Origin of the sequence: Streptomyces marianii (genome assembly GCF_005795905.1) — a bacterium.
GTDB lineage: Bacteria > Actinomycetota > Actinomycetes > Streptomycetales > Streptomycetaceae > Streptomyces > Streptomyces marianii.
This window is the reverse complement of the sequence record NZ_VAWE01000001.1, coordinates 2,241,320-2,260,894: the sequence shown is the minus strand read 5'-3', so window position 1 is coordinate 2,260,894 and position 19,575 is coordinate 2,241,320. Positions and strand designations below refer to the sequence as shown.

The following is a 19,575-nucleotide window of genomic DNA, read 5'->3' as shown; positions in this document are numbered from 1 at the left end:
ATGAACTTGACGTACTTAGTACGTCGGCTAGTAACGAGAGTGCACCTAACCCACTTAGTACGTCAAGTGCTTCTCGACTCTTGTCTGCCGTGTGTGCTCCACTTAGTGCGTCAACCACTGAGAGGGGCTATGGCCGACTTCACCGGGCGTGCGAGGTACTTGGAGATCGCCGACGACTTCAAGCGGCGTATCCGAGACGGGGTGCTATCCCCGGGGGACAAGTTGCCGTCCGAGACAGAGCTGATGGCCGATCACGGAGTTTCGCGCACGGTGGCCCGCCAGGCGATCTCTCGCCTCCGTGAGGACGGCTACGCGTACTCCCACCAGGGCAAGGGCAGCTTTGTGACTCTCCCCGGCGAGGACCGCCCGACTAAGCACAGTCCGGAGTTCGAGCAGATCACCGCTTACCTGGCGGAAGTTCGTCGGGACGTACGCCGCCTCGCAGATCGGATGGACCAGCTTGAGCAGCTGGTTCGGAAGCATCCGCAAGACGGCTGACCACCGCATCAGCGCGCCGCGCGAGATCGGCTACCTCCTCTCCAAGTGCCCTGACATCACGGATCAGTTCCACCACTTCGGCCGGGGTCAGCGCCATCGTGGGCCCCCTCGTCGTAGTTCGATCTGCCAGCCCCTCGGGTTGTCAGCAACGCTAGGACCGGACCGGCGCAACACCCCGGAAAATCTCTCCGGGGTCGCATTGAGAGACGGGTGGACGCTCTTCCCATGCGAGGAATGACGACGAACCTGACGATCGGCGAACGAGTCGCGTGGTACCGCCGGAGGCGCGGGATGTCTCAAGAAGTGCTGGCCGGACTCGTCGGCCGCACCGTCGACTGGCTGAGCAAGGCCGAGAACAACCGGTTGGAGCTGGACAGGCTCTCGGTCATCAAGTCGCTCGCCGATGCACTGGACGTCCCTCTTGGCGACCTGCTCGCCGAGCCGACTCTCATGGACTGGACCGCCGACAGCGGCACCCGAACCGTGCCGGCACTGCGCTCAGCGCTGATGAACTACCGCCAGCTCACTCCCCTATTGGGGGTCACGACCGAAGGCGAGCCGACGCCGATCAACGAGTTGCGCAGCAACGTCGCCGAAGTCTGGGACGCCTACCAGGACTCGCGGTACGGATTCGCTACCCGTCGGCTGCCCCTGCTCCTGGCCGACGCACTCATCGCTGTCCAGGCGTACGAAGGCCAAGAGCGAGAACAAGCCCACGAGCTGACGGCCATGACCTATCAGAGCGCTGCCATGGTCCTCACCAAGCTCGGTGAAACCGATCTCGCATGGATCGCTGCCGACCGCGGCCTGGCGGCGGCGCAGCAGTCCGGCAACACCGTCGTGACCGGCTCACTCTTCCGGTCCGTGGCCCACTGCCTGCTATCGAACGGCAGGTTCGATGCCGCCGTGCAGCTCGTCGGAGATGCAGGGGAGTACCTGCGGCCGGGACTCGGACGAGCGACCCCTGAGCTTCTTTCGATCTACGGGACGCTGTTCCTCGCAGGATCGATGGCTGCAGCCCGCGCGGAAGACCGGTCCACGACTCAGACTTTCCTCAGCGAGGCCGACCAGATGGCGCGCCAGCTCGGGCAGGACGCCAACCACGTCTGGACCGCCTTCGGACCGACGAACGTGGCGATTCACCGGGTCGCCACCGCAGCGGAGCTGGGAGACATGCAGGTTGCGATAGACCTGGGCCCACAGATCGACACCAGCGCCCTGCCGACCGAGCGCCGTACGCGCCACAACCTCGAAATAGCCCGGGCGCTCAGCGCGCACAACCGAATGGACGACGCTCTCATCAAGATCCTCGAAGCGGAGAGCTGGGCGCCAGAGCAGGTACGTAGCCACTACCTCGCGCGCGAGCTTGTACTCACCTGGGTGCGGAACCAGCGCGGCCGGCCGAGCCGCACTCTGGCCGACCTGGCCACCCGGCTGCACGTGGTCTGAGCTGGGTACGCTCGGCTTCATGGCACCGAACGCACACGAAGCGAAGATGGCGCATCCGCGCATGGCCGCAGGTGCGCTCTTCTTTGATGACGCGGGACGGGTCCTCATGGTGGAGCCGACCTACAAGGACTACTGGGAGATCCCCGGCGGTTACGTCGAGACCGGCGAATCGCCATTGCACGCAGCTATCCGCGAGGTCCAGGAAGAACTGGGGGTCACCCCGCCACTCGGACGCTTGCTGGCTGTCGACTGGGCACCGAGCGAGACAGAGGGCGACAAGGTCCTCTACCTCTTCGACGGCGGCCAGCTCCCGCCTGAAGTTCTGGCGAAGATCACCTTGCAGGCTGACGAGCTGAAGAGCTTCGCGTTCGTCGCAGCCGATGAGATCAATGGGCGGACCATCCCGCGCTTGGCCCGACGCATCCTCGCGGCCATGGAGGCCCGAGCCGAAGCGGCACCGGTGTACCTCGAGCACGGCGCGAAGCCCGATACGCGAGCCGCCTGAACGAACCGGCCGAGCGTGATCAGAACGCGGTAAGAGTTTCTCTACTCAATCAAGGCGCTTCTGCCGCGCACGGCGCGGCAGCGCGCGGCCCGTCGGACGGGCCGCCGCTCCTGTCTTCGCCCCACGGCCACCCGCCCGCCGGCCGCACGCCGAAACGGCGAAGGGTTGACGGTGGAGGAGGCCCGCTGTGGGGCGGTCGGCTCCGCGGCTTTAGGCAGCCACCATGGGGCGAGCCTCGAAGATCGGGGCCCACATCGGGCTTTAGCGGGCAGGTCCACAGACTGCCCGACTCGCGGCAAGCTTACGGGCCCCGATCTCTCGCCCCATGGCAGCTCCCGCCCAAAGCCGCTCCCGCCGACCGTGCTCGTAGGTACCCGAGGGGCGGGCGAGACACACAGGATGAGGCGTGGGGGTGGATAGTGAAGAATCGTCGGTATGGATCAAGGGATGGCGGCTTTCATCGCCGGCATGGCCGGGATGGTGGGGGCTCTGGGTGGCGCATTGGTTGGTGGGGTGGCGGCGGTACGAGGCGCTCGCATCGGCGCGGAGAAGGCTGCAGAGGCTGTCCGGCAGCAGGTTCAGGACCAAGCATCCGTCGATCACGATCATTGGCTCCGACAGCAGCGACTTGAGGCGTACACGATGCTCCTCGGGGCCTACGACGCACACGCGCCAGTTGCGCATCGAGCCAGTCAGAAGGTCGCGGACGTGTCACCTGGCGAAGACCTACCCGATGCTGAATTCGAAGAGATGTTCACAACGGCGGGTGTAATTCAGCAGGAACGGCAGCGCGTCAAGTTGGTGGGACCCGATGCCATCCATGTGAAGGCGGTGGAGCTGGAACAAGCGGTGTGGCGCTACCGATCTGCACTCATGGCGCTCGCCGAGGCGCTGCACGACGCCAACCCGCTAGCTGTGGGCCTTGTCGAGGAAGCGCGCGAAGCACGCCGTAACTCTGCCCTAGCCCACGATTCCTTCGTTCGAGCCGTGGGCTCGCTCCTTGGCGAGCGCGGCACATGATCGCTGTTAGTGGGACAGCCACATCATTCAGCAGGTCCAAGCGGTAGGGAGTTGTCAAGCCTCCAGTTGATGTCTGACATCAACAGCTGACACCAACAGCGACGAACGGAGCCGGACCGGAGCGGTCCCCAGCGTCAACCAGACCGTCGTCAGGTTGTCCTTCGCCAAGCACCAAAGAATCCGTCATCGACCTGATAAGGATGAGGCCAAACCGCAAACCATATGTGCCGACGCGTGGCGTCGCCGTCGGGTAGGCGACGCCACGCAGGCTAACTGAATCGTTGAGTCCTCGTCACCCACGCGAGACTGCGAACCATCGCGAAGCTAAACGCGAACTAGTCGTTCCCCGGGTCAACAATTCTCACCGGCTCACTTCTCGCTGCGATTGTACCGTCATGATCGGATACGTCGATAAGGAGGCGGAAGAGCCAGATCAATCGCACCGCACGGAAAAGCCCGAGAAAGAGCAAGAATTCAACCGTCCACCCCTGCCAGCCGATTACCTTCCCCGTGTCACTTAACATAGTCGCCAGGCAGCCGGCGGATACTGCGGTCATCGAGGTTAGGATACTCACCCAGTTCCGACGGAGACTCTCACCAAAACGCTCCCTTAGGAACGTCATCCGCCGACCGGAACTAGTCGCATACTGGCTAATCGCAGCAGTTCCAAAACCGCCGATAATCGCCGCGACGGAAGCGACTGTCGCGTAAACATTCATTCGTTGATCAGCAGAGTGATCACTAAGAATGTGACTGCGCTGCCATAAACCGAGCGCCGATACGAAAATTATTGCGCCTATCCAGTCCGCGGAGGGATGTTCACTCCACAGGTTGTGAGCTCTCCGAGTAAATCGGAACCCGCTGACCATCACTGCCCCCTTCGGCTAGTGAGAGCCTAGGGCACGGGTCTGACAGCGTCGCGGAGCTCGGCCTCGTGGGCCGCAGCCACGTCGAGGACCGCATGCACGGCCGCCTCATACCAGGGGGCCTGCCCTTCGCTCCGGCGCAGGAAAACCGGCTTCTGTGCAGTAATGTGGTCAGATACAAAGTTGATTTGATCTTCTATAAGTGATCCATCTGAAGCTGACAGAGTTACATGCGCAATTGCTCTATCCACTGCCCCGCCAGGCCCGACCAGGCTGCCGAAGTCTGAGATGAAATGCTGGACATCCTCACGCAGTCGTCGTTCTCCGCGCGAGCGAGACGTGTCACGCCCGAAGCCACGCCGCTTAGGAATCTTCATAGAGAGCGTGATTAACGCATCCGGGTTTCGCTTGTGCGCTTGTCGCGAAAAATCTCCCAACCCCTCAGCGTCCGAAGGGAACATCATCTGCCCCGGCCGAAGCCTCATCTCAAAAAGGTTGACTGCTTCGGCGTTACTCAACTTCTCCCATGCCTTTTTCCCCACCAAAGGCATGACGGCCAAGTCTTCATTGACAACATTCATAGCATTCAGCCAACGCTGCAATGCTGTCGGTCGAGGAGCGGAAGCGCTTCCCTGGATTACGCCGATCACATTACCGAAGGGAAGGAAGCAAATGATCGTGGTATCGACCACGCTGCGATCCCCATCAAGTCTCAAGTCGGAAATGTGACTATGCTCCCAATCGATCTGTTGGATATCTCCATCCCGAAGCCTCGCCAGCACGAGATGTTGACGACCCTGCACTGATATGGGGTCACCTACGTAAACATCGGCGCCATGCTTATACCGCCGCTGACGCATTTCAATTATTCCAAGATTTCTTAGAACTCTTGGCCAATCGAGGTGCTCAAACCTGGGGTCTCCCGATTCTTTGGGCCTGACAATCTCATAGAAGGCGACGGTCTTCTTGCGGCCCGCGTTCCCCAACTGAAGCCACCCCCAACAGATTTGGCATCCTGGTGGGACAGTATGACCCCTCAACAGTCCGCTTGCCAGCAAAAGGGAAGATCGTCCTTCCTCTGGGCGATCCGGTAGAGCGCGGGTCGCCTGCCGCCAACGAGCGCAGACAAGGGGCACACCAGCCCAAGGCAGAGCCCCTCTGGAAGGTGGTCGCCGCCCGTGAGTGGCCGTTCGACGTTGATGTGCTTGCTGGCAACGCTGGACTTGTCCGGTGAGTCTGCCTCAGCCTGGTGGCGCAGCGCCCCCGACGCATGGAGCAGCCACGGATGGGCCGTCATCGTTGCCGAACGCCCGCCTGGCTGCACCCCCGACGCGGCCGACGGCCCGGCGCCTGGCATCGCCTGCAGCGCGCACTGCCTCAGTAGAGGCCGCACCGGTGCGTTCGTCGAGGGCCGTCGCGAACTCGCGCTCAAGACTCCAGCGAGCCTCAGTGGCGGCTACTGCGACGCTGCTGGGTCCCTCGATACTCAAGACTGCTTGAGCTCGGATGAGCTCAGCCAGCCCCGCCCGCACTGCCTCCAATCGATCTTGATGCACCTCGTCCGCCATGCCGGGCGATCTGGTCTGTTGGACGAGCGCAGCGCAGCGGATGGCCGTCTCTATGAACTGGATACATGCGTCCTTTTGCGCCGACCGGCTCTCTACTGCCCGTCGCTCGGCATGATCCTGCGCTGCGACTTCTCGTTGCACCTCTACTTGTCGAACGACGCCCCGAAGCGTCAACCATGAGGTCATACCCGAAGCCACGAGGGCGGTGACTGCCGCAATGGCTGCGGTGAGGAGTGAATCGCTCACGAGAAGATTGCACCAGAGAGACGTACTGTGGCGCAGGCGATCTGGGACCGGGCTGGCCACCTCTTCTAAGCTCCTGATCGCTCGAGATGTCATGATCCAGCGATGGATGAGTATGCGTGGCCGACGGGCCCTGACGTGCCGGCCTCGGACGAGGTGCGGCGGAGCTGGGCGGCAACCGTCGCTGCCCTGCCCGTAGGGACCCGGATCACCGGAGAGGTCATCGGTCGCCAGCCCTTCGGGGTCTTCATACGCATAGATGGTGTGCCGGACGCTGTGGCGCTGGCGGAGATCACGGCCATGCCGCAGTGGATGAACCTCCCGGGCCTAGGGGCCCTCGTCAGTGGTGAGGTCTTCTGGCACGCCACTCACAACCACCAGGTCAGGGTTCGGCTCGACGAGTGGCGGGCGGCTGGCGAGTGATCGCCCCTGGGCCGTCCCTGGGCCGTCCGACGCCGCTCAGTGACGACCGGTGACGACTACTAACGACAGCCGTAGGGAGCGACAGCCGCAGGCCACCCGGTTGGATCTGCGACACTGGTACGGCCATGCCTAAGCCCGGAGAACTCACTTTCGTCGCCCCCCGCGGAGCCAAGAAGCCCCCGCGGCACCTCGCCGACCTCACGCCCGCCGAGCGCAAGGACGCCGTCGCCGCGATCGGCGAGAAGCCGTTCCGGGCGAAGCAGCTGTCGCAGCACTACTTCGCGCGCTACGCGCACGACCCGGAGCAGTGGACCGACATCCCCGCCGCCGCGCGCGAGCGGCTCGCGTCGGAGTTGCTGCCCGACCTGATGTCCGTGGTCCGGCACGTCTCCTGTGACGACGACACCACCCGTAAGACGCTGTGGCGGCTCCACGACGGCACGCTCGTGGAGTCGGTGCTGATGCGCTACCCGGACCGGGTGACGATGTGCATCTCCTCGCAGGCCGGCTGCGGGATGAACTGCCCGTTCTGCGCCACGGGCCAGGCCGGTCTCGACCGGAACCTGTCCACCGCCGAGATCGTGCACCAGATCGTGGACGGCATGCGGGCCCTCCGCGACGGCGAGGTCCCCGGAGGCACGGCCCGGCTGTCCAACATCGTGTTCATGGGCATGGGCGAGCCGCTCGCCAACTACAACCGCGTGGTCGGCGCCATCCGCAGGCTCACCGATCCGGAGCCCGACGGCCTGGGCCTGTCGCAGCGCGGGATCACCGTCTCCACGGTGGGCCTCGTGCCGGCGATGCTGCGCTTCGCCGACGAGGGCTTCAAGTGCCGCCTCGCCGTGTCCCTGCACGCGCCGGACGACGAACTGCGCGACACCCTCGTCCCCGTCAACACCCGCTGGAAGGTCCGGGAGGTCCTGGACGCGGCCTGGGAGTACGCGGAGAGGTCCGGCCGCCGGATCTCGATCGAGTACGCCCTGATCCGGGACATCAACGACCAGGCATGGCGCGGTGACCTGCTCGGGCGGCTCCTCAAGGGCAAGCGGGTGCACGTCAACCTGATCCCGCTGAACCCGACTCCGGGCTCCAAGTGGACGGCTTCCCGGCCCGAGGACGAGAAGGCCTTCATCGAGGCCATCGCCGCCCACGGTGTCCCGGTCACCGTCCGGGACACCCGTGGTCAGGAGATCGACGGGGCCTGCGGCCAGCTCGCCGCCTCCGAGCGCTAGTTGTATTGCCCTGAGAGGTTAGGAACGCGGCTGGCGGGTGGCTGGCCCTTCAGCGCGGTGTGTCCGCGGTGGTGATTGTAGGTGTGCAGCCATGTGGGGAAGGCGTCGCGTCGTTCCTGTTCTGATCGGTAGGGCTTTGCGTAGGCCCATTCGTCGAGCAGGGTGCGGTTGAGGCGTTCGACCTTGCCGTTGGTCTGCGGCCGGTAGGGCCGGGTTCGCTTGTGAGTGATCCCTGCGTCGGCGAGTGCATCGCGCCAGGTGTGCGACTTGTAGCAGGCGCCGTTGTCGGTCAGTACGCGCTCGACGGTGATCCCGACGCTGGTGAAGAAGGCGTGGGCGCGGGTCCAGAAGGCGGTGGCGGTCTCCTTCTTCTCGTCCGGGTGGATCTCGCTGTAGGCGAGGCGGGAGTGGTCGTCGACCGCGGTGTGGACGTAGCTGTAGCCGGCGTTCTTGCGGTTCTTGCGTCCGGCTTGGCGGCCGAGGGTTTTGTGGCCGCCGCCGTCGGGGATGTTGCCGAGCTTTTTGATGTCCACGTGGACCAGCTCGCCCGGGCGGTCCCGTTCGTAGCGGCGTATGACGCGGCCGGTGGCCCGGTCCAGGTGGGTGAGCCGGGCCAGGCGGTAGCGGACGAGGACTCGGTGCACGGTCGAGGGCACGAGGCCCAGCAGGTGCGCGATGCGGGCCGGGCCCCACCGGCGGGCGAGGCGGACCTTGATGATCCGGCGTTCGGTCCGGGTCGGTGTCCGGCGGGGACTGCGATGCGGTCGGGAGGAGTGGTCGGCCATCCCGGCCTCTCCCAGGGCCCGGTAGCGGTCGGCCCACCGCTGGGCGGTTGTGGGCGAGACCTGGAAGCGTTCGGCGGCCCGGCGCAGGGGCCAGCCGTCCTCGACCACGCAGCGGGCCAGGCGTAGCCGCCCGGTCTCGGTCAGGGGTGCATTACGGTGGGGCACGAGGGCCTTTCTGTTGGTGTAGACGTCGCAATCCACACCGAACCGGAAGGCCCTCACCCGTTCAAGATCCCTCAGCCGAGATCTGCCTCACCGTCCACAACCTCCCGGGACAGAACAGCTAGTGCCGCGTCAGGTGAGGTTTGCCCGTCAAGGAGCGGCGTCCGGTGCACGGGGTCTCCCCGGGCCCTCCGGGCCAAGGGGAAGATCGCAAGGCGCCGGATCGACCTCGTAGTGGGCCTACTCGGTTGATTCGGCAACGCCGCGAGTCGCCGTGCCGGGCGCCGCGACGGGGCGAACGTCGCCTAGGGAGCGTATGTGGTTGTGATCATCAGGTGGTCCGGGTGAGCTCTCTGAGCCAGATCATCGAGGCGCGGAGGTGGAGGCCGGCGAGGTAGCTGTCGGGGGTCTTGTCGTACCGCGTGGCGATGCCTCGCCAGGCCTTCAGCTTGTTGATCAGCCGCTCGACGGTGTTCCGCTCCTTGTAAAGGTCGGCATCGTGGCTGACGGGCCGGCCGCCTCTGGAGCCCTTCTTCTTCCGGTTGGCGGCCTGGTCCTTCTTCTCCGGGATGACCGCCTTGATACGGCGTTTGCGCAGGTGGGCGCGGTTGCCGCAGGACGAGTACGCCTTGTCCCCGGCGACTGCGCCGGGCCGGGTGCGCGGACGGCCGACGGGCATGCGCACCCGCACCTTCCCCAATACGGGGATGAACTGCGGGCTGTCGGCGGCCTGGCCCGCGGTCAGTATGAACGCCAGCGGGCGGCACTTCCGGTCGCCGACGACATGGATCTTGCTGGTCTGCCCTCCCCTGGAACGCCCGAGCAGGGCGGCCTTCAGCCGGAGTTTTCGTCGGCGCCGGATGCGCCGCCGCTCTTCCCGCACGGGATCGCCTTCGGCCTCCTGTCCGGTTTGTTCGTCGCAGTCGCCCCTTTTGACCTGGCCTTCTCGGTCTCGGCGGCAGCCTTCTCCAAAGCGGTGAGGACGTCTTCGTCCATGTGCATCCCGGCAGCGTCGTGGTGGGCCCGGGCGGTGGTGGAATCGATGCTGACCAGGGACAGGTCCACCTCGCCGCGCTTCGCGGCTTCCGTGACCAGGCCCTCCATGATGGCTTCGAAGACGCCGGAGTCACGCCACTGCCGGAAGCGGTTGTGGACGGTCGACCAGGCGCCGAACTCCGTCGGCATCTCCCGCCACTGCCCGCCTGTCTTGAACCTCCAGATCACGCCCTCGAACTGCTGCCGCAGCCGCTCGGGGTACGGGCCGTACTCGCCGATCGGCAGGTACGGCTCGATCAACTCCCACTCCACATCCGTCAGTTGCGCTCGCGTCACCCAAAGAGGTCTACCGGTCCAAACCCTGCCGCGCAGGCAGATCTCGCAGATTGATCACGACGCAATACGCCCCCTAGTGCCGGGTGGCCGGCACAGGGCCGCCCCGGTCCCTGCGGGAGCGTCCGACGCGCCCCTGTACGCTGGCCCGAACATCTGCATATTCCGACAGGGGAGCGCCACAGCGCTGAGAGTGCGGTGACCGTCAGACCGCAGACCCTCTGAACCTCGCCCGGGTCATTCCGGGTAGGAAGTTCGGACGAGACTCAAGCTGTTGCGCCCTGCCCGGCTGCCGGATCCCGAGGATCCCGCGGCCGGGCAGGGCCGCGTCTCTTCCTGGTCATGCCCAGGAGGAATCAGTGAGCACCACCAAGAAGATCACCGTCACCGCGCTGGCCGCGGCCCTCGGTGTGAGCACGCTCGCGGCCTGCGGCGGGTCGTCCGGGGACGACTCCGCCGGAGCAGGCGGCAGCGGCTCCAAGACCGTGACACTCGTCAGCCACGACTCCTTCAACGCCTCGCCGGCCGTGCTCAAGGAGTTCACCGAGGAGACCGGGTACACGGTCAAAGTGCTGAAGAGCGGAGACGCCGTCGAGGCGCTCAACAAGGAGATCCTCACGAAGGGCTCCCCGCAGGGGGACGTGTTCTTCGGCGTCGACAACACCACGCTCTCGCGGGCCCTCGACAACGACCTGTTCACCCCGTACGAGGCCAAGGGCCTGGAGCGGGTCCCCGAGGCCGTCCGGCTCGACGGGGACGGGCACCGGGTCACGCCGGTCGACAGCGGCGACATCTGCGTCAACTACGACAAGAAGTACTTCGCCGACAGGAAGCTCGCCCCGCCGCAGACCTTCGACGACCTCGCCGAGCCCGCGTACCGGAACCTCCTCGTCGTCGAGAACGCCGAACGCTCCTCACCGGGCCTCGGCTTCCTGCTCGGCACCGCTGCCGCGTACGGGGACAAGGGCTGGCAGGACTACTGGAAGAAGCTGCGGGCGAACGGCGTCAAGGTCGTCGACAGCTGGGAGATCGCCTACAACCAGGAGTTCTCCGGTTCCGCCGGCGGCAGGGCGGCCAAGGGCGACCGGCCGCTCGTCGTCTCGTACGCCTCCAGCCCGCCGGTCGAGGTGCTGTACGCCGAGCCGCGGCCGAAGGCGGCGCCGACCGGCGTCTCCACCGGCACCTGCTTCCGCCAGACCGAGGCCGCCGGCCTGCTCAGGGGCGCGCGGAACGAGGCCGGCGGAAAGGCCCTGCTGGACTTCCTGATCAGCAAGAAGTTCCAGGAGGACATGCCGCTCAACATGTTCGTGAACCCGGTGGCCGAGGACGCGAAGCTGCCCCCGCTGTTCACCGAGTTCGGCGAGGTGATCGCCGAGCCGCGGACGATGGCTCCGGAGAGGATCGCCGAGAACCGTGACCAGTGGATCCAGTCGTGGTCCTCGCTCGTCCTGAAGTAGCCGGGCGGTCCGGCGGGAACGCCGGTCCGCGCGGGCGGAACCCCTCGCGCGGCCCGGCGACCCTGCGCGCCACCGCCGCTCGCTCGGCCCTGATGGCTTTGCCCGTCGCGTTCTTCGCTCTCTTCTTCGCCCTCCCCGTGGCCTCGATCGTCGGCCGCGGACTGCGGGTGGGGGATTCCTGGCGGTTCGGCGGGATCGCCGAGGTCGTGGGCCGTCCGGACATCCTCCAGGTGCTCTGGTTCACCCTCTGGCAGGCGCTCGCCTCCACGGGGCTGACCCTGCTGATCGCGCTCCCCGGCGCCTATGTCCTCGCCCGCTGCGACTTCCCCGGGAAGCAGCTGCTGCGGGCGGTCGTCACCGTGCCGTTCGTGCTGCCCACCGTCGTGGTCGGCACCGCGTTCCTGGCGCTCCTGGGCCGGGGCGGGTTGCTGGACGACCTGTGGGGGGTGCGGCTCGACACGACGGTCTGGGCGATCCTGCTCGCTCATGTGTTCTTCAACTACGCCGTGGTGGTACGCACCGTGGGCGGCCTGTGGGCCCAGCTCGACCCGCGCCAGGAGGAGGCCGCACGGGTTCTCGGCGCAAGCCGCTTCGGGGCCTGGCGGCGGGTCACCCTGCCCGCGCTGGCCCCGGCCGTGGCCGCTGCCGCGCTGATGGTGTTCCTCTTCACCTTCACTTCGTTCGGCGTCGTGCAGATCCTCGGCGGCCCGGCGTACTCCACGCTCGAGGTGGAGATCTACCGGCAGACGGCCCAGTTGCTGGACCTCTCCACGGCCGCCGTGCTGACCCTGGTGCAGTTCGCCGCCGTGGGCGCGGTTCTCACCGTGCACGCCCGGACCGTCCGTCGACGGGAGACGGCGCTGCGACTCGTCGATCCGGCGCTCACCGCGCACCGTCCGAGGGGCGCCGGGCAGTGGGCTCTGCTGGGCGGGGTGCTCGCCACCGTCGTCCTGCTGATCGTGACACCGCTCGCGGTGCTGGTCGAACGGTCCTTCGACGGACCGGGCGGGTACGGTCTCACCTTCTACCGGGCCCTGCAGTCGGCCGGGGCGAGCGGCGGCACGTTCCTCGTCCCGCCGGTCGAGGCCGTGTGGAACTCCCTCCAGTACGCGCTCGCCGCCACCGCGATCGCGCTCGTCGTCGGCGGTCTCGCGGCCGCGGCGCTCACTCTCCCCCGGACGTCGTCCGGGGGATCCTCCAAGGCCGGCCGGCTCGTCCGCGGCTTCGACGCGCTGTTGATGCTGCCGCTCGGGGTCTCCGCCGTCACCGTCGGTTTCGGTTTCCTCATCGCCCTCGACGAGCCGCCGCTGGACCTGCGCACCTCCTGGATCCTCGTGCCGCTGGCCCAGGCGCTCGTGGGAGTGCCCTTCGTCGTTCGGACGATGCTGCCCGTCCTGCGGGCCGTCGACGCACGGCTTCGGGAGGCGGCGGCCGTGCTGGGCGCCTCGCCCCTGCGGGCATGGCGCGAGGTGGACCTGCCGCTGGTGCGCCGGGCGCTGCTCGTCGCCGCCGGTTTCGCCTTCGCCGTCTCGCTCGGCGAGTTCGGTGCCACCGTCTTCATCGCCCGGCCGGACAACCCGACGCTCCCGGTCGCCGTGGCCCGACTCCTCGGCCGTCCCGGCGAGCTCAACTACGGCCAGGCAATGGCGCTTTCGACGATCCTCATGCTGGTCTGCGCGGTGGCCCTGCTGCTGCTCGACCGGCTCCGTCCCGACCGTTCCGCAGGGGAGTTCTGATGCTGGCGCTGGAGGACGCGACCGTACGCTTCGGGCGGCGGGTGGCGCTGGACGGAGTGGACCTGGAGGTCGCCGACCACGAGATCGTGTGTGTGCTCGGACCGAGCGGCAGCGGCAAGTCGACCCTGCTGAGGGCCGTCGCCGGGCTCCAGCCCCTGGACGGCGGCCGGGTGCTGCTCGGCGGCGGCGACCAGACCGGAGTGCTGGTGCACCGCCGCGGGGTGGGCCTGATGTTCCAGGACCACCAGCTCTTCCCGCAGCGCGACGTCGGCGGCAACGTCGCCTTCGGGCTGCGGATGCACGGCGTGCCGAAGGCCGAGCGGCGTCTGCGGGTCGAGGAGTTGCTGGAACTGGTCGGGCTCCCGGGCGCCGCGCGACGGGCCGTCGGCACGCTCTCCGGTGGTGAGCAGCAGCGCGTCGCCCTGGCCCGGGCACTCGCGCCCAGCCCGCGGCTGCTGATGCTCGACGAGCCCCTGGGCCAGCTCGACCGCACTCTCCGGGAACGGCTCGTCGTCGAACTGCGTGCGGTGTTCCGCCGGCTGGGCACCACGGTGCTGGCCGTCACCCACGACCAGGGGGAGGCCTTCGCGCTCGCCGACCGGGTCGTGGTCATGCGCGACGGACGCGTCGCCCAGTCGGGCACACCCAGGGACGTGTGGCAGCGGCCCGTCTCGGAGTTCGTCGCCCGGTTCCTCGGCTTCGCCAACGTGGTGCCCGCGACGGTGACCGGGGACACGGCCGAGACCCCCTGGGGCGGTGTCCCGGTTCCCGTGGGCTCACCCCAGGGCGCCTGCAGGCTGCTGGTACGGCCGTCCGCGGTACGGCTTCGGCCACGCGGCACGGGACTGCCGTGCGCGGTGGAGTCCCTGACCTTCCGCGGCCACCATGTCGCCGTACGGCTGCGGCCGGACGACGCGCCGCCGCTGGAGGCCGAGTGCGGGCTCAGGGACGCGCCCGAGCCGGGCGTCGAGGTCGGGGTCGCGTTCGACGCGGAGGACGTGGTGGTCCTGCGACCCGACACCGGCGACTGATCCGGTCGGGGCGGCACGGCCGCGCGCGGCGGGTGCCGGGGGACAGCCGCCCCGGGCGGCGTCGGCTCCTGGCGGCCGTGCGGCGGTCACCGGCCGACGGGCACTGCGGGGCAGCTGCTCAACGTGCCGCGGGGCGGCCCGCCCGACGTGCCTCGGCGCGATCAGCCGACGGGCCGTGCGGCGGCCGTCAGCCGGGCCAGCGCCCCGGGGGCCTCCTCCACCGAGTCGACCAGGGCGATACGCGTCTGCGTCGCCCGGCTCTTCGCCAGGGAACACAGCAGCGGCCAGGCCGGGAGCCGCTCCGTCCAGTGGGCGCGGTCGACCAGGACCATCGGAGTCGGCTCGCCCCGCGACTCGTCGTAGTTCGGGGTCGCGTTGTCGAAGATCTCCTGCAGTGTGCCCGCGGCGCCGGGGAGGAAGACGACACCGGCGGTACGGCGGGCGAGCAGCCCGTCCTCGCGGGTGGCGTTGGCGAAGTACTTGGCGATGTGCCCGGCGAACGGGTTGGGCGGCTCGTGCCCGTAGAACCAGGTGGGGATGCCGACCGAGTCGCCGCCCCCGGCCGGCGCGAGCGGACCTCGAGGGCTACGGCCGCCCAGTCGCTGACGGAGGGGGTGAACGACGGTGCCTTGGCGAGGAGTTCGAGGGACTCGTCCAGCATCTCGTCGGGGTGCGGAGCCGCGTAGGCGCCGAGGTTCGCCGCCTCCATCGCCCCGGGCCCGCCGCCGGTGGCGACGGTCAGGACGAGCGGGCGAGGGTGCGGCCGAGCCGGGCCGCTCCGGCGTACTCGCCGGTGCCGCGGCTCATCGCGTGCCCCCCATCACCCCCACGACCGGCACCCCGTCGAGGAGTTCGTCCAGAGCGTCCGAGACGGCGTCGTCGTGCAGGGCCCTGAGCATCGAGGCGTAGTTGTCCCGGTCCGCCTTGGTGAGCTGGAACCACCGTGGGCGAGCGCGTCGGGCGTGACCTCGTAGCCGCCGTCGGCGAGGCCGTCGAAGAGCTCGTCGGGGGTGTGGAGGCGCCCCCGGCAGGGGTCGAACGGGAGGTCCGGCAGGAGAGGGAAGACGAGGGCGCCGTCCGCGCGGACCTTGGCCGTGGCGTCCGGCTCCATGGCGCAGCCGAGGAAGGCGGCGGCCGTGGTGTCGCACGAGAGGAGAGCGAGCGTGCGCCCGCTCAGGTCGACGGACTGGAGGTGGAGCCCCGCGAGGCTGCCCCGCCGCGCGACGACCCGGTCGAACTCATCGAGCGTCTCGATCTCCCGGTCGTCGTCGAACGACGAGCCCAGCCGCGGCCTCTGTCCGTGACCGGGTCGGTGACCTCGCCCGGGGCTCAGCGCCGCAGTGGCAGGGCCGCAAGCTCCGCCACCGCCCAGGTGAGCGGAGCGAAGACGGCCAGCAGGACCACGGCCCGCAGCATGGCGGTGGCGTGCAGCAGGGCCACTGAGGCGCCCAGTTCGAGCAGACCGGCCCGTGTGCCCGCCCGGGCCTGCCGTGCCTCGACGGCCGAGGTGAGCAGCGTCGCCAGGGTGCAGGCCACGACGAGGGTCGCCCCGAGAGCGGTCAGCGGCCCGAAGGGCTGCGGGTGTTCCCCGGCGAGCGCGGAGGCCGCGACGAAGGCGGACACCACGGCGCACACGACGCCGAGGGGCCGCCCGATCCGGCGTGCGTCGTCCATGAGCGCCCGCCCTGCGAGCAGTCGCATCGCCCCGGGCCTCAGGGACTGCAGCACCCGCCCGCACACGTGGACGATGCCGGGGCCGGCCGTCGCGAGCCCCACCGCGGTCAGCGTCCATCCGGCGAGCACCCCGCCGGAGGTGCCGCCGGCGCCCTCCACGCCCCGGCCCGTGTACGCCTCGATCGCGACGCCCACGGCCGTCAGCGCGACGCCCCAGGGGAGGCCGCCCGGCGTCCCCGTGGCGTGCTCGGTCTCGTCGTCGGGGAGTTCGCCGTCCTTCCGGCGGCGCGGGCGCAGAGCGAGTGCGGCCGCCCCGGCGCCGAGGACCGGGACGAGTGCGAGCAGCAGGACCACCGCCCCCAGCGGCAAGGGCTCGCCCGCGGCGAGCAGTTCCGCCGCGTCGCCGTCGAACGGCGTTCCGCTCAGGTCCCCGCGCAGGTGCAGGAAGAACAGCAGGGCCACCGTGCTGCCGAGGACGCAGGACACGGCCGTGGACGCGGCCGCCAGCGCGCTCATGCGCACCGGTCCGAGTCCGACGGCGGACAGGCCCTGACGGGATCGCGTACTCGGATCCGTGCGGGCCACCGCCACGGCGAACTGGACCGTGGCCGCCAGCGGGGCGAGACACCACGCCAGCCGCTGCAGCGCCGGATCGGAGGGGTGCGGGCCGGACATCGCGTAGGACAGGGTGCACAGAAGGAGGAAGCCCACTCCCGCCGAGGCCGTCGCCACCAGGAGGCGGCGCAGCAGGACGAGGGGGTGGGAGCCGCGGCTCAGACGGAGAGCGAGCACTCGGCCCGGCCTTCCGCCTCCGCGTCCCGCACCGGGGTGACACGCCGGCCGTCCACCAGCGACACGCCACGGTCGGCAAGGGTCGCGACCTCCTCGTCATGGGTCGCGAGTACGAGGGTGATGCGGTGGGACCGGGCGGCGGTGGTGAGGGTGCGCAGCACCTGGGCCCGGTCGGAGCTGTGCAGTGTGGCGGTCGGCTCGTCGGCGAACAGCACCGCGGGAGTGGTGACCAGGGCACGGGCGAGGGCGATCCGCTGCCGCTGCGACTGCAGCAGCGCCCGGGGCCGCTTGCGGGCGCACCGCCCGATGTCGAGTCGTTCCATCCATTCCAGGGCGGCGGTCCTGGCCTTGCGGTGCGAGGAGCCGCGCAGCAGCAGCGGCAGCGCCGCGTTCTCCCAGGCGGTCAGTTCGGGCACGAGCTGGGGTTCCGGCCCGATCCAGCCGAAGCGCTCGCGCCTCAGCCGCTCGCGGTTCAGCGCCCCCATGGTGTGGACGGGTGTGCTGTTGAACCACACCTCGCCCTGGTGCGGCACGATCTGCCCCGAGAGGCAGCGCAGCAGGGTCGTCTTCCCGCTGCCGCGCGGGCCGTTCACCGCGAGGATCTCCCCCTCGCGCACTCCGAGGGAGACTCCGCAGAGGGCGGGCGAGCCGCCGAAGGCGTGGTTCAGGGACCGCGCCCAGAGCACATCGTTGTCCGGCGGGACCACCATGGCGTACACCTCGGTTCAGATCCGTGGGTTCCGTTCCCCCGCACGGGCGAACGACCCCGAGGCCGATCGGTCACAGCACCGTAGGGACTCGGAGCCGGGTGTACGCACGGCACGCGGCCCGGACGCCTTCCTTCTCACCCGAAGGGAGGCGTCCGGGCCGCGTGCGCCGGCCGACGGCGCCGGCCGGGGGTCCGGACCTACAGCTTCGACCAGGCCTCGGTGAGGACGCCGCGCAGGATCTGCTCGATCTCGTCGAAGGTCTCCTGGGTGGAGATCAGCGGCGGGGCGAGCTGGACGACCGGGTCGCCGCGGTCGTCGGCACGGCAGTACAGGCCGGCGTCGAACAGCGCCTTGGAGAGGAAGCCGTAGAGGACCCGCTCGGTCTCCTCCTCGTTGAAGGACTCCTTGGTGTGCTTGTCCTTCACGAGCTCGATGCCGTAGAAGTACCCGTTGCCGCGGACGTCGCCGACGATCGGCAGGTTGTGCAGCTTCTGCAGCGTCGAGAGGAACGCGCCCTCGTTGTCCAGGACGTGCTGGTTGAGCTTCTCGCGCTCGAACAGGTCGAGGTTGGCGAGGCCGACGGCCGCGGAGACCGGGTGGCCGCCGAAGGTGTAGCCGTGCAGGAAGGTGTTGTCGCCCTTGTAGAACGGCTCGGCGAGCCGGTCGGAGACGATGCAGGCGCCGATCGGGGAGTAGCCCGAGGTCATGCCCTTGGCGCAGGTGATCATGTCCGGCACGTAGCCGAACTTGTCGCAGGCGAAGGTCTTGCCGAGGCGGCCGAAGGCACAGATGACCTCGTCGGAGACCAGCAGTACGTCGTACTGGTCGCAGATCTCCCGGACCCGCTGGAAGTACCCGGGCGGCGGCGGGAAGCATCCGCCGGCGTTCTGCACGGGCTCCAGGAACACCGCGGCGACGGTGTCCGGGCCCTCGAACAGGATCTGCTGCTCGATCTGGTCGGCGGCCCAGCGGCCGAAGGCCTCCGGGTCGTCGCCGTGCAGCGGCGCGCGGTAGATGTTGGTGTTCGGGACCTTGTGCGCACCGGGCACCAGCGGCTCGAACGGGGCCTTCAGCCCCGGCAGGCCGGTGATGGACAGGGCGCCCTGCGGGGTGCCGTGGTACGCGACCGCGCGGGAGATCACCTTGTACTTGGTCGGCTTGCCGGTGAGCTTGAAGTACTGCTTGGCGAGCTTCCACGCGGTCTCGACCGCCTCGCCGCCGCCGGTGGTGAAGAAGACCTTGTTGAGGTCGCCGGGGGCCTCGCCCGCGAGGCGCTCGGCGAGCTCGACCGCCTTCGGGTGGGCGTAGGACCACACCGGGAAGAAGGCCAGCTCCTCGGCCTGCCGGGCGGCCACCTCGGCCAGCTCCCTGCGGCCGTGCCCGGCCTGGACCACGAACAGGCCGGCGAGGCCGTCGAGGTAGCGCTTGCCCTTGTCGTCGTAGATGTAGGTGCCCTCACCGCGCACGATGGTGGGCACGGGGGAGTTCTCGTACGACGACATGCGGGTGAAGTGCATCCACAGGTGGTCGTAGGCGGACTTGGAGAGGTCGCTGCGGTCCTTGCTCACGGCTATCGGGTTCCCCACATGTAGGTCTGCTTCTTGAGCTTGAGGTAGACGAAGCTCTCGGTGGAGCGCACGCCGGGGAGGGTGCGGATGCGCCGGTTGATCACTTCCAGCAGGTGGTCGTCGTCCTCGCAGACGATCTCCACCATCAGGTCGAACGAACCCGCCGTTATGACGACGTACTCGCACTCGGACATCGCGGTCAGCGCATCTGCCACCGGGTCCAGGTCGCCCTCGACGTTGATCCCGACCATCGCCTGGCGCCGCAGTCCCACGGTGAGCGGGTCCGTGACGGCGACGATCTGCATCACGCCTTGGTCGAGCAGCTTCTGGACGCGCTGCCGGACCGCCGCCTCGGAAAGGCCGACGGCCTTGCCTATCGCGGCGTAGGGCCGGCGCCCGTCCTCCTGCAGTTGCTCGATGATCGCCAGGGAGACGGCATCGATCGTGGGGGAGGTACCGCCGCCCCCGGTCCTGGAGTCTGTGCTTCGACTGGCCACGAGCACACTGTGCACTGGAGTCGTAGATTC

At 68.5% G+C, this 19,575-nt stretch carries 16 protein-coding genes and 2 pseudogenes; 10 read left to right on the top strand and 8 right to left on the bottom strand.

Features of this window, described 5'->3' with window-relative positions; translation table 11 throughout:
- The first annotated feature begins 129 nt into the window (after nt 1-129).
- The 4 genes from FEF34_RS09970 to FEF34_RS09955 all read left to right on the top strand — a co-directional run bounded on the left by FEF34_RS09970 (nt 130) and on the right by FEF34_RS09955 (nt 3,472).
- A complete protein-coding gene (locus FEF34_RS09970; RefSeq protein WP_138052849.1) occupies nt 130-498 on the top strand; it encodes a winged helix-turn-helix domain-containing protein in 369 nt (122 codons plus the stop codon).
- 225 nt (nt 499-723) lie between these two features.
- Entirely contained in the window at nt 724-1,947 is a 1,224-nt protein-coding gene (locus FEF34_RS09965; RefSeq protein ID WP_171052891.1) for a helix-turn-helix domain-containing protein, read from the top strand.
- 19 nt (nt 1,948-1,966) lie between these two features.
- Complete coding sequence (locus tag FEF34_RS09960; RefSeq protein ID WP_138052847.1) at nt 1,967-2,452, top strand: NUDIX domain-containing protein; 486 nt, start codon at nt 1,967-1,969, stop codon at nt 2,450-2,452.
- A gap of 447 nt (nt 2,453-2,899) precedes the next feature.
- Nucleotides 2,900-3,472: a hypothetical protein gene (locus tag FEF34_RS09955; protein WP_138052846.1), complete on the top strand. Its 573-nt coding sequence runs from the start codon at nt 2,900-2,902 to the stop codon at nt 3,470-3,472.
- An 895-nt stretch (nt 3,473-4,367) separates the two neighbouring features.
- On the opposite strand, the gene FEF34_RS09950 is transcribed toward FEF34_RS09955, so the two are convergent.
- Nucleotides 4,368-5,324, bottom strand: coding sequence for a hypothetical protein (locus tag FEF34_RS09950; RefSeq protein ID WP_138052845.1), 957 nt, complete (start codon nt 5,322-5,324; stop codon nt 4,368-4,370).
- Between the two features lie 219 nt (nt 5,325-5,543).
- Here FEF34_RS09950 and FEF34_RS42770 point away from each other — a divergent pair, with 219 nt between their 5' ends.
- The 3 genes from FEF34_RS42770 (at nt 5,544) to rlmN (ending at nt 7,804) form a co-directional block, all read left to right on the top strand.
- The gene (locus tag FEF34_RS42770; RefSeq protein ID WP_138052844.1) at nt 5,544-6,086 is read left to right on the top strand and encodes a hypothetical protein; all 543 of its coding nucleotides are present in this window, start codon (nt 5,544-5,546) and stop codon (nt 6,084-6,086) included.
- 168 nt (nt 6,087-6,254) lie between these two features.
- Nucleotides 6,255-6,572: a S1 domain-containing protein gene (locus tag FEF34_RS41985; protein ID WP_199800654.1), complete on the top strand. Its 318-nt coding sequence runs from the start codon at nt 6,255-6,257 to the stop codon at nt 6,570-6,572.
- Nucleotides 6,573-6,697: 125 nt separating this feature from the next.
- A complete protein-coding gene (gene rlmN, locus FEF34_RS09935; protein WP_138052843.1) occupies nt 6,698-7,804 on the top strand; it encodes a 23S rRNA (adenine(2503)-C(2))-methyltransferase RlmN in 1,107 nt (368 codons plus the stop codon).
- Here rlmN and FEF34_RS09930 read toward each other — a convergent pair.
- Together FEF34_RS09930 and FEF34_RS09925 are read right to left on the bottom strand one after the other, a co-directional pair.
- Entirely contained in the window at nt 7,801-8,754 is a 954-nt protein-coding gene (locus FEF34_RS09930; protein ID WP_138052842.1) for an IS481 family transposase, read from the bottom strand. The two genes, rlmN and FEF34_RS09930, sit on opposite strands and share 4 nt — an antisense overlap.
- Nucleotides 8,755-9,082: 328 nt before the next feature.
- Nucleotides 9,083-10,083: pseudogene (locus tag FEF34_RS09925) on the bottom strand (IS5 family transposase).
- A 356-nt stretch (nt 10,084-10,439) separates the two neighbouring features.
- Here FEF34_RS09925 and FEF34_RS09920 point away from each other — a divergent pair.
- The 3 genes from FEF34_RS09920 (at nt 10,440) to FEF34_RS09910 (ending at nt 14,304) form a co-directional block, all read left to right on the top strand.
- Complete coding sequence (locus FEF34_RS09920; protein WP_138052840.1) at nt 10,440-11,537, top strand: thiamine ABC transporter substrate-binding protein; 1,098 nt, start codon at nt 10,440-10,442, stop codon at nt 11,535-11,537.
- A gap of 92 nt (nt 11,538-11,629) precedes the next feature.
- Entirely contained in the window at nt 11,630-13,273 is a 1,644-nt protein-coding gene (locus FEF34_RS09915) for an ABC transporter permease (RefSeq protein WP_171052890.1), read from the top strand.
- Nucleotides 13,273-14,304 carry an ABC transporter ATP-binding protein gene (locus FEF34_RS09910; protein WP_138052838.1) on the top strand — a complete coding sequence of 344 codons (1,032 nt, stop codon included), beginning with the start codon at nt 13,273-13,275 and terminating at the stop codon, nt 14,302-14,304. The genes FEF34_RS09915 and FEF34_RS09910 overlap by 1 nt, the downstream gene beginning before the upstream one ends.
- 161 nt (nt 14,305-14,465) lie before the next feature.
- On the opposite strand, the pseudogene FEF34_RS09905 reads toward FEF34_RS09910, so the two are convergent.
- From FEF34_RS09905 to FEF34_RS09885, 5 genes and pseudogenes are all read right to left on the bottom strand, one after another.
- A pseudogene (locus FEF34_RS09905) lies at nt 14,466-15,589 on the bottom strand (LOG family protein).
- 44 nt (nt 15,590-15,633) lie between these two features.
- Nucleotides 15,634-16,770, bottom strand: coding sequence for a hypothetical protein (locus tag FEF34_RS42765; protein WP_138052837.1), 1,137 nt, complete (start codon nt 16,768-16,770; stop codon nt 15,634-15,636).
- Nucleotides 16,752-17,480, bottom strand: coding sequence for an ABC transporter ATP-binding protein (locus FEF34_RS09895; protein WP_138052836.1), 729 nt, complete (start codon nt 17,478-17,480; stop codon nt 16,752-16,754). The genes FEF34_RS42765 and FEF34_RS09895 overlap by 19 nt, the downstream gene beginning before the upstream one ends.
- A gap of 197 nt (nt 17,481-17,677) precedes the next feature.
- Complete coding sequence (locus FEF34_RS09890; RefSeq protein WP_407698270.1) at nt 17,678-19,066, bottom strand: aspartate aminotransferase family protein; 1,389 nt, start codon at nt 19,064-19,066, stop codon at nt 17,678-17,680.
- Nucleotides 19,051-19,545, bottom strand: a complete 495-nt coding sequence (locus FEF34_RS09885; protein ID WP_171052889.1) for an Lrp/AsnC family transcriptional regulator — start codon at nt 19,543-19,545, stop codon at nt 19,051-19,053. Before FEF34_RS09885 ends, FEF34_RS09890 begins: the two co-directional genes overlap by 16 nt.
- Between the last annotated feature and the right edge of the window lie 30 nt (nt 19,546-19,575).

What these genes read in the sequence shown, in the direction of transcription:
- FEF34_RS09970 (WP_138052849.1), top strand. Translation starts at nt 130, where the DNA reads ATGGCCGACTTCACCGGGCGTGCGAGGTACTTGGAGATCGCCGACGAC.
- FEF34_RS09965 (WP_171052891.1), top strand. Translation starts at nt 724, where the DNA reads ATGCGAGGAATGACGACGAACCTGACGATCGGCGAACGAGTCGCGTGG.
- FEF34_RS09960 (WP_138052847.1), top strand. Translation starts at nt 1,967, where the DNA reads ATGGCACCGAACGCACACGAAGCGAAGATGGCGCATCCGCGCATGGCC.
- FEF34_RS09955 (WP_138052846.1), top strand. Translation starts at nt 2,900, where the DNA reads ATGGCGGCTTTCATCGCCGGCATGGCCGGGATGGTGGGGGCTCTGGGT.
- FEF34_RS41985 (WP_199800654.1), top strand. Translation starts at nt 6,255, where the DNA reads ATGGATGAGTATGCGTGGCCGACGGGCCCTGACGTGCCGGCCTCGGAC.
- rlmN (WP_138052843.1), top strand. Translation starts at nt 6,698, where the DNA reads ATGCCTAAGCCCGGAGAACTCACTTTCGTCGCCCCCCGCGGAGCCAAG.
- FEF34_RS09915 (WP_171052890.1), top strand. Translation starts at nt 11,630, where the DNA reads ATGGCTTTGCCCGTCGCGTTCTTCGCTCTCTTCTTCGCCCTCCCCGTG.
- FEF34_RS09910 (WP_138052838.1), top strand. Translation starts at nt 13,273, where the DNA reads ATGCTGGCGCTGGAGGACGCGACCGTACGCTTCGGGCGGCGGGTGGCG.
- FEF34_RS09895 (WP_138052836.1), bottom strand. Translation starts at nt 17,480, where the DNA reads ATGGTGGTCCCGCCGGACAACGATGTGCTCTGGGCGCGGTCCCTGAAC.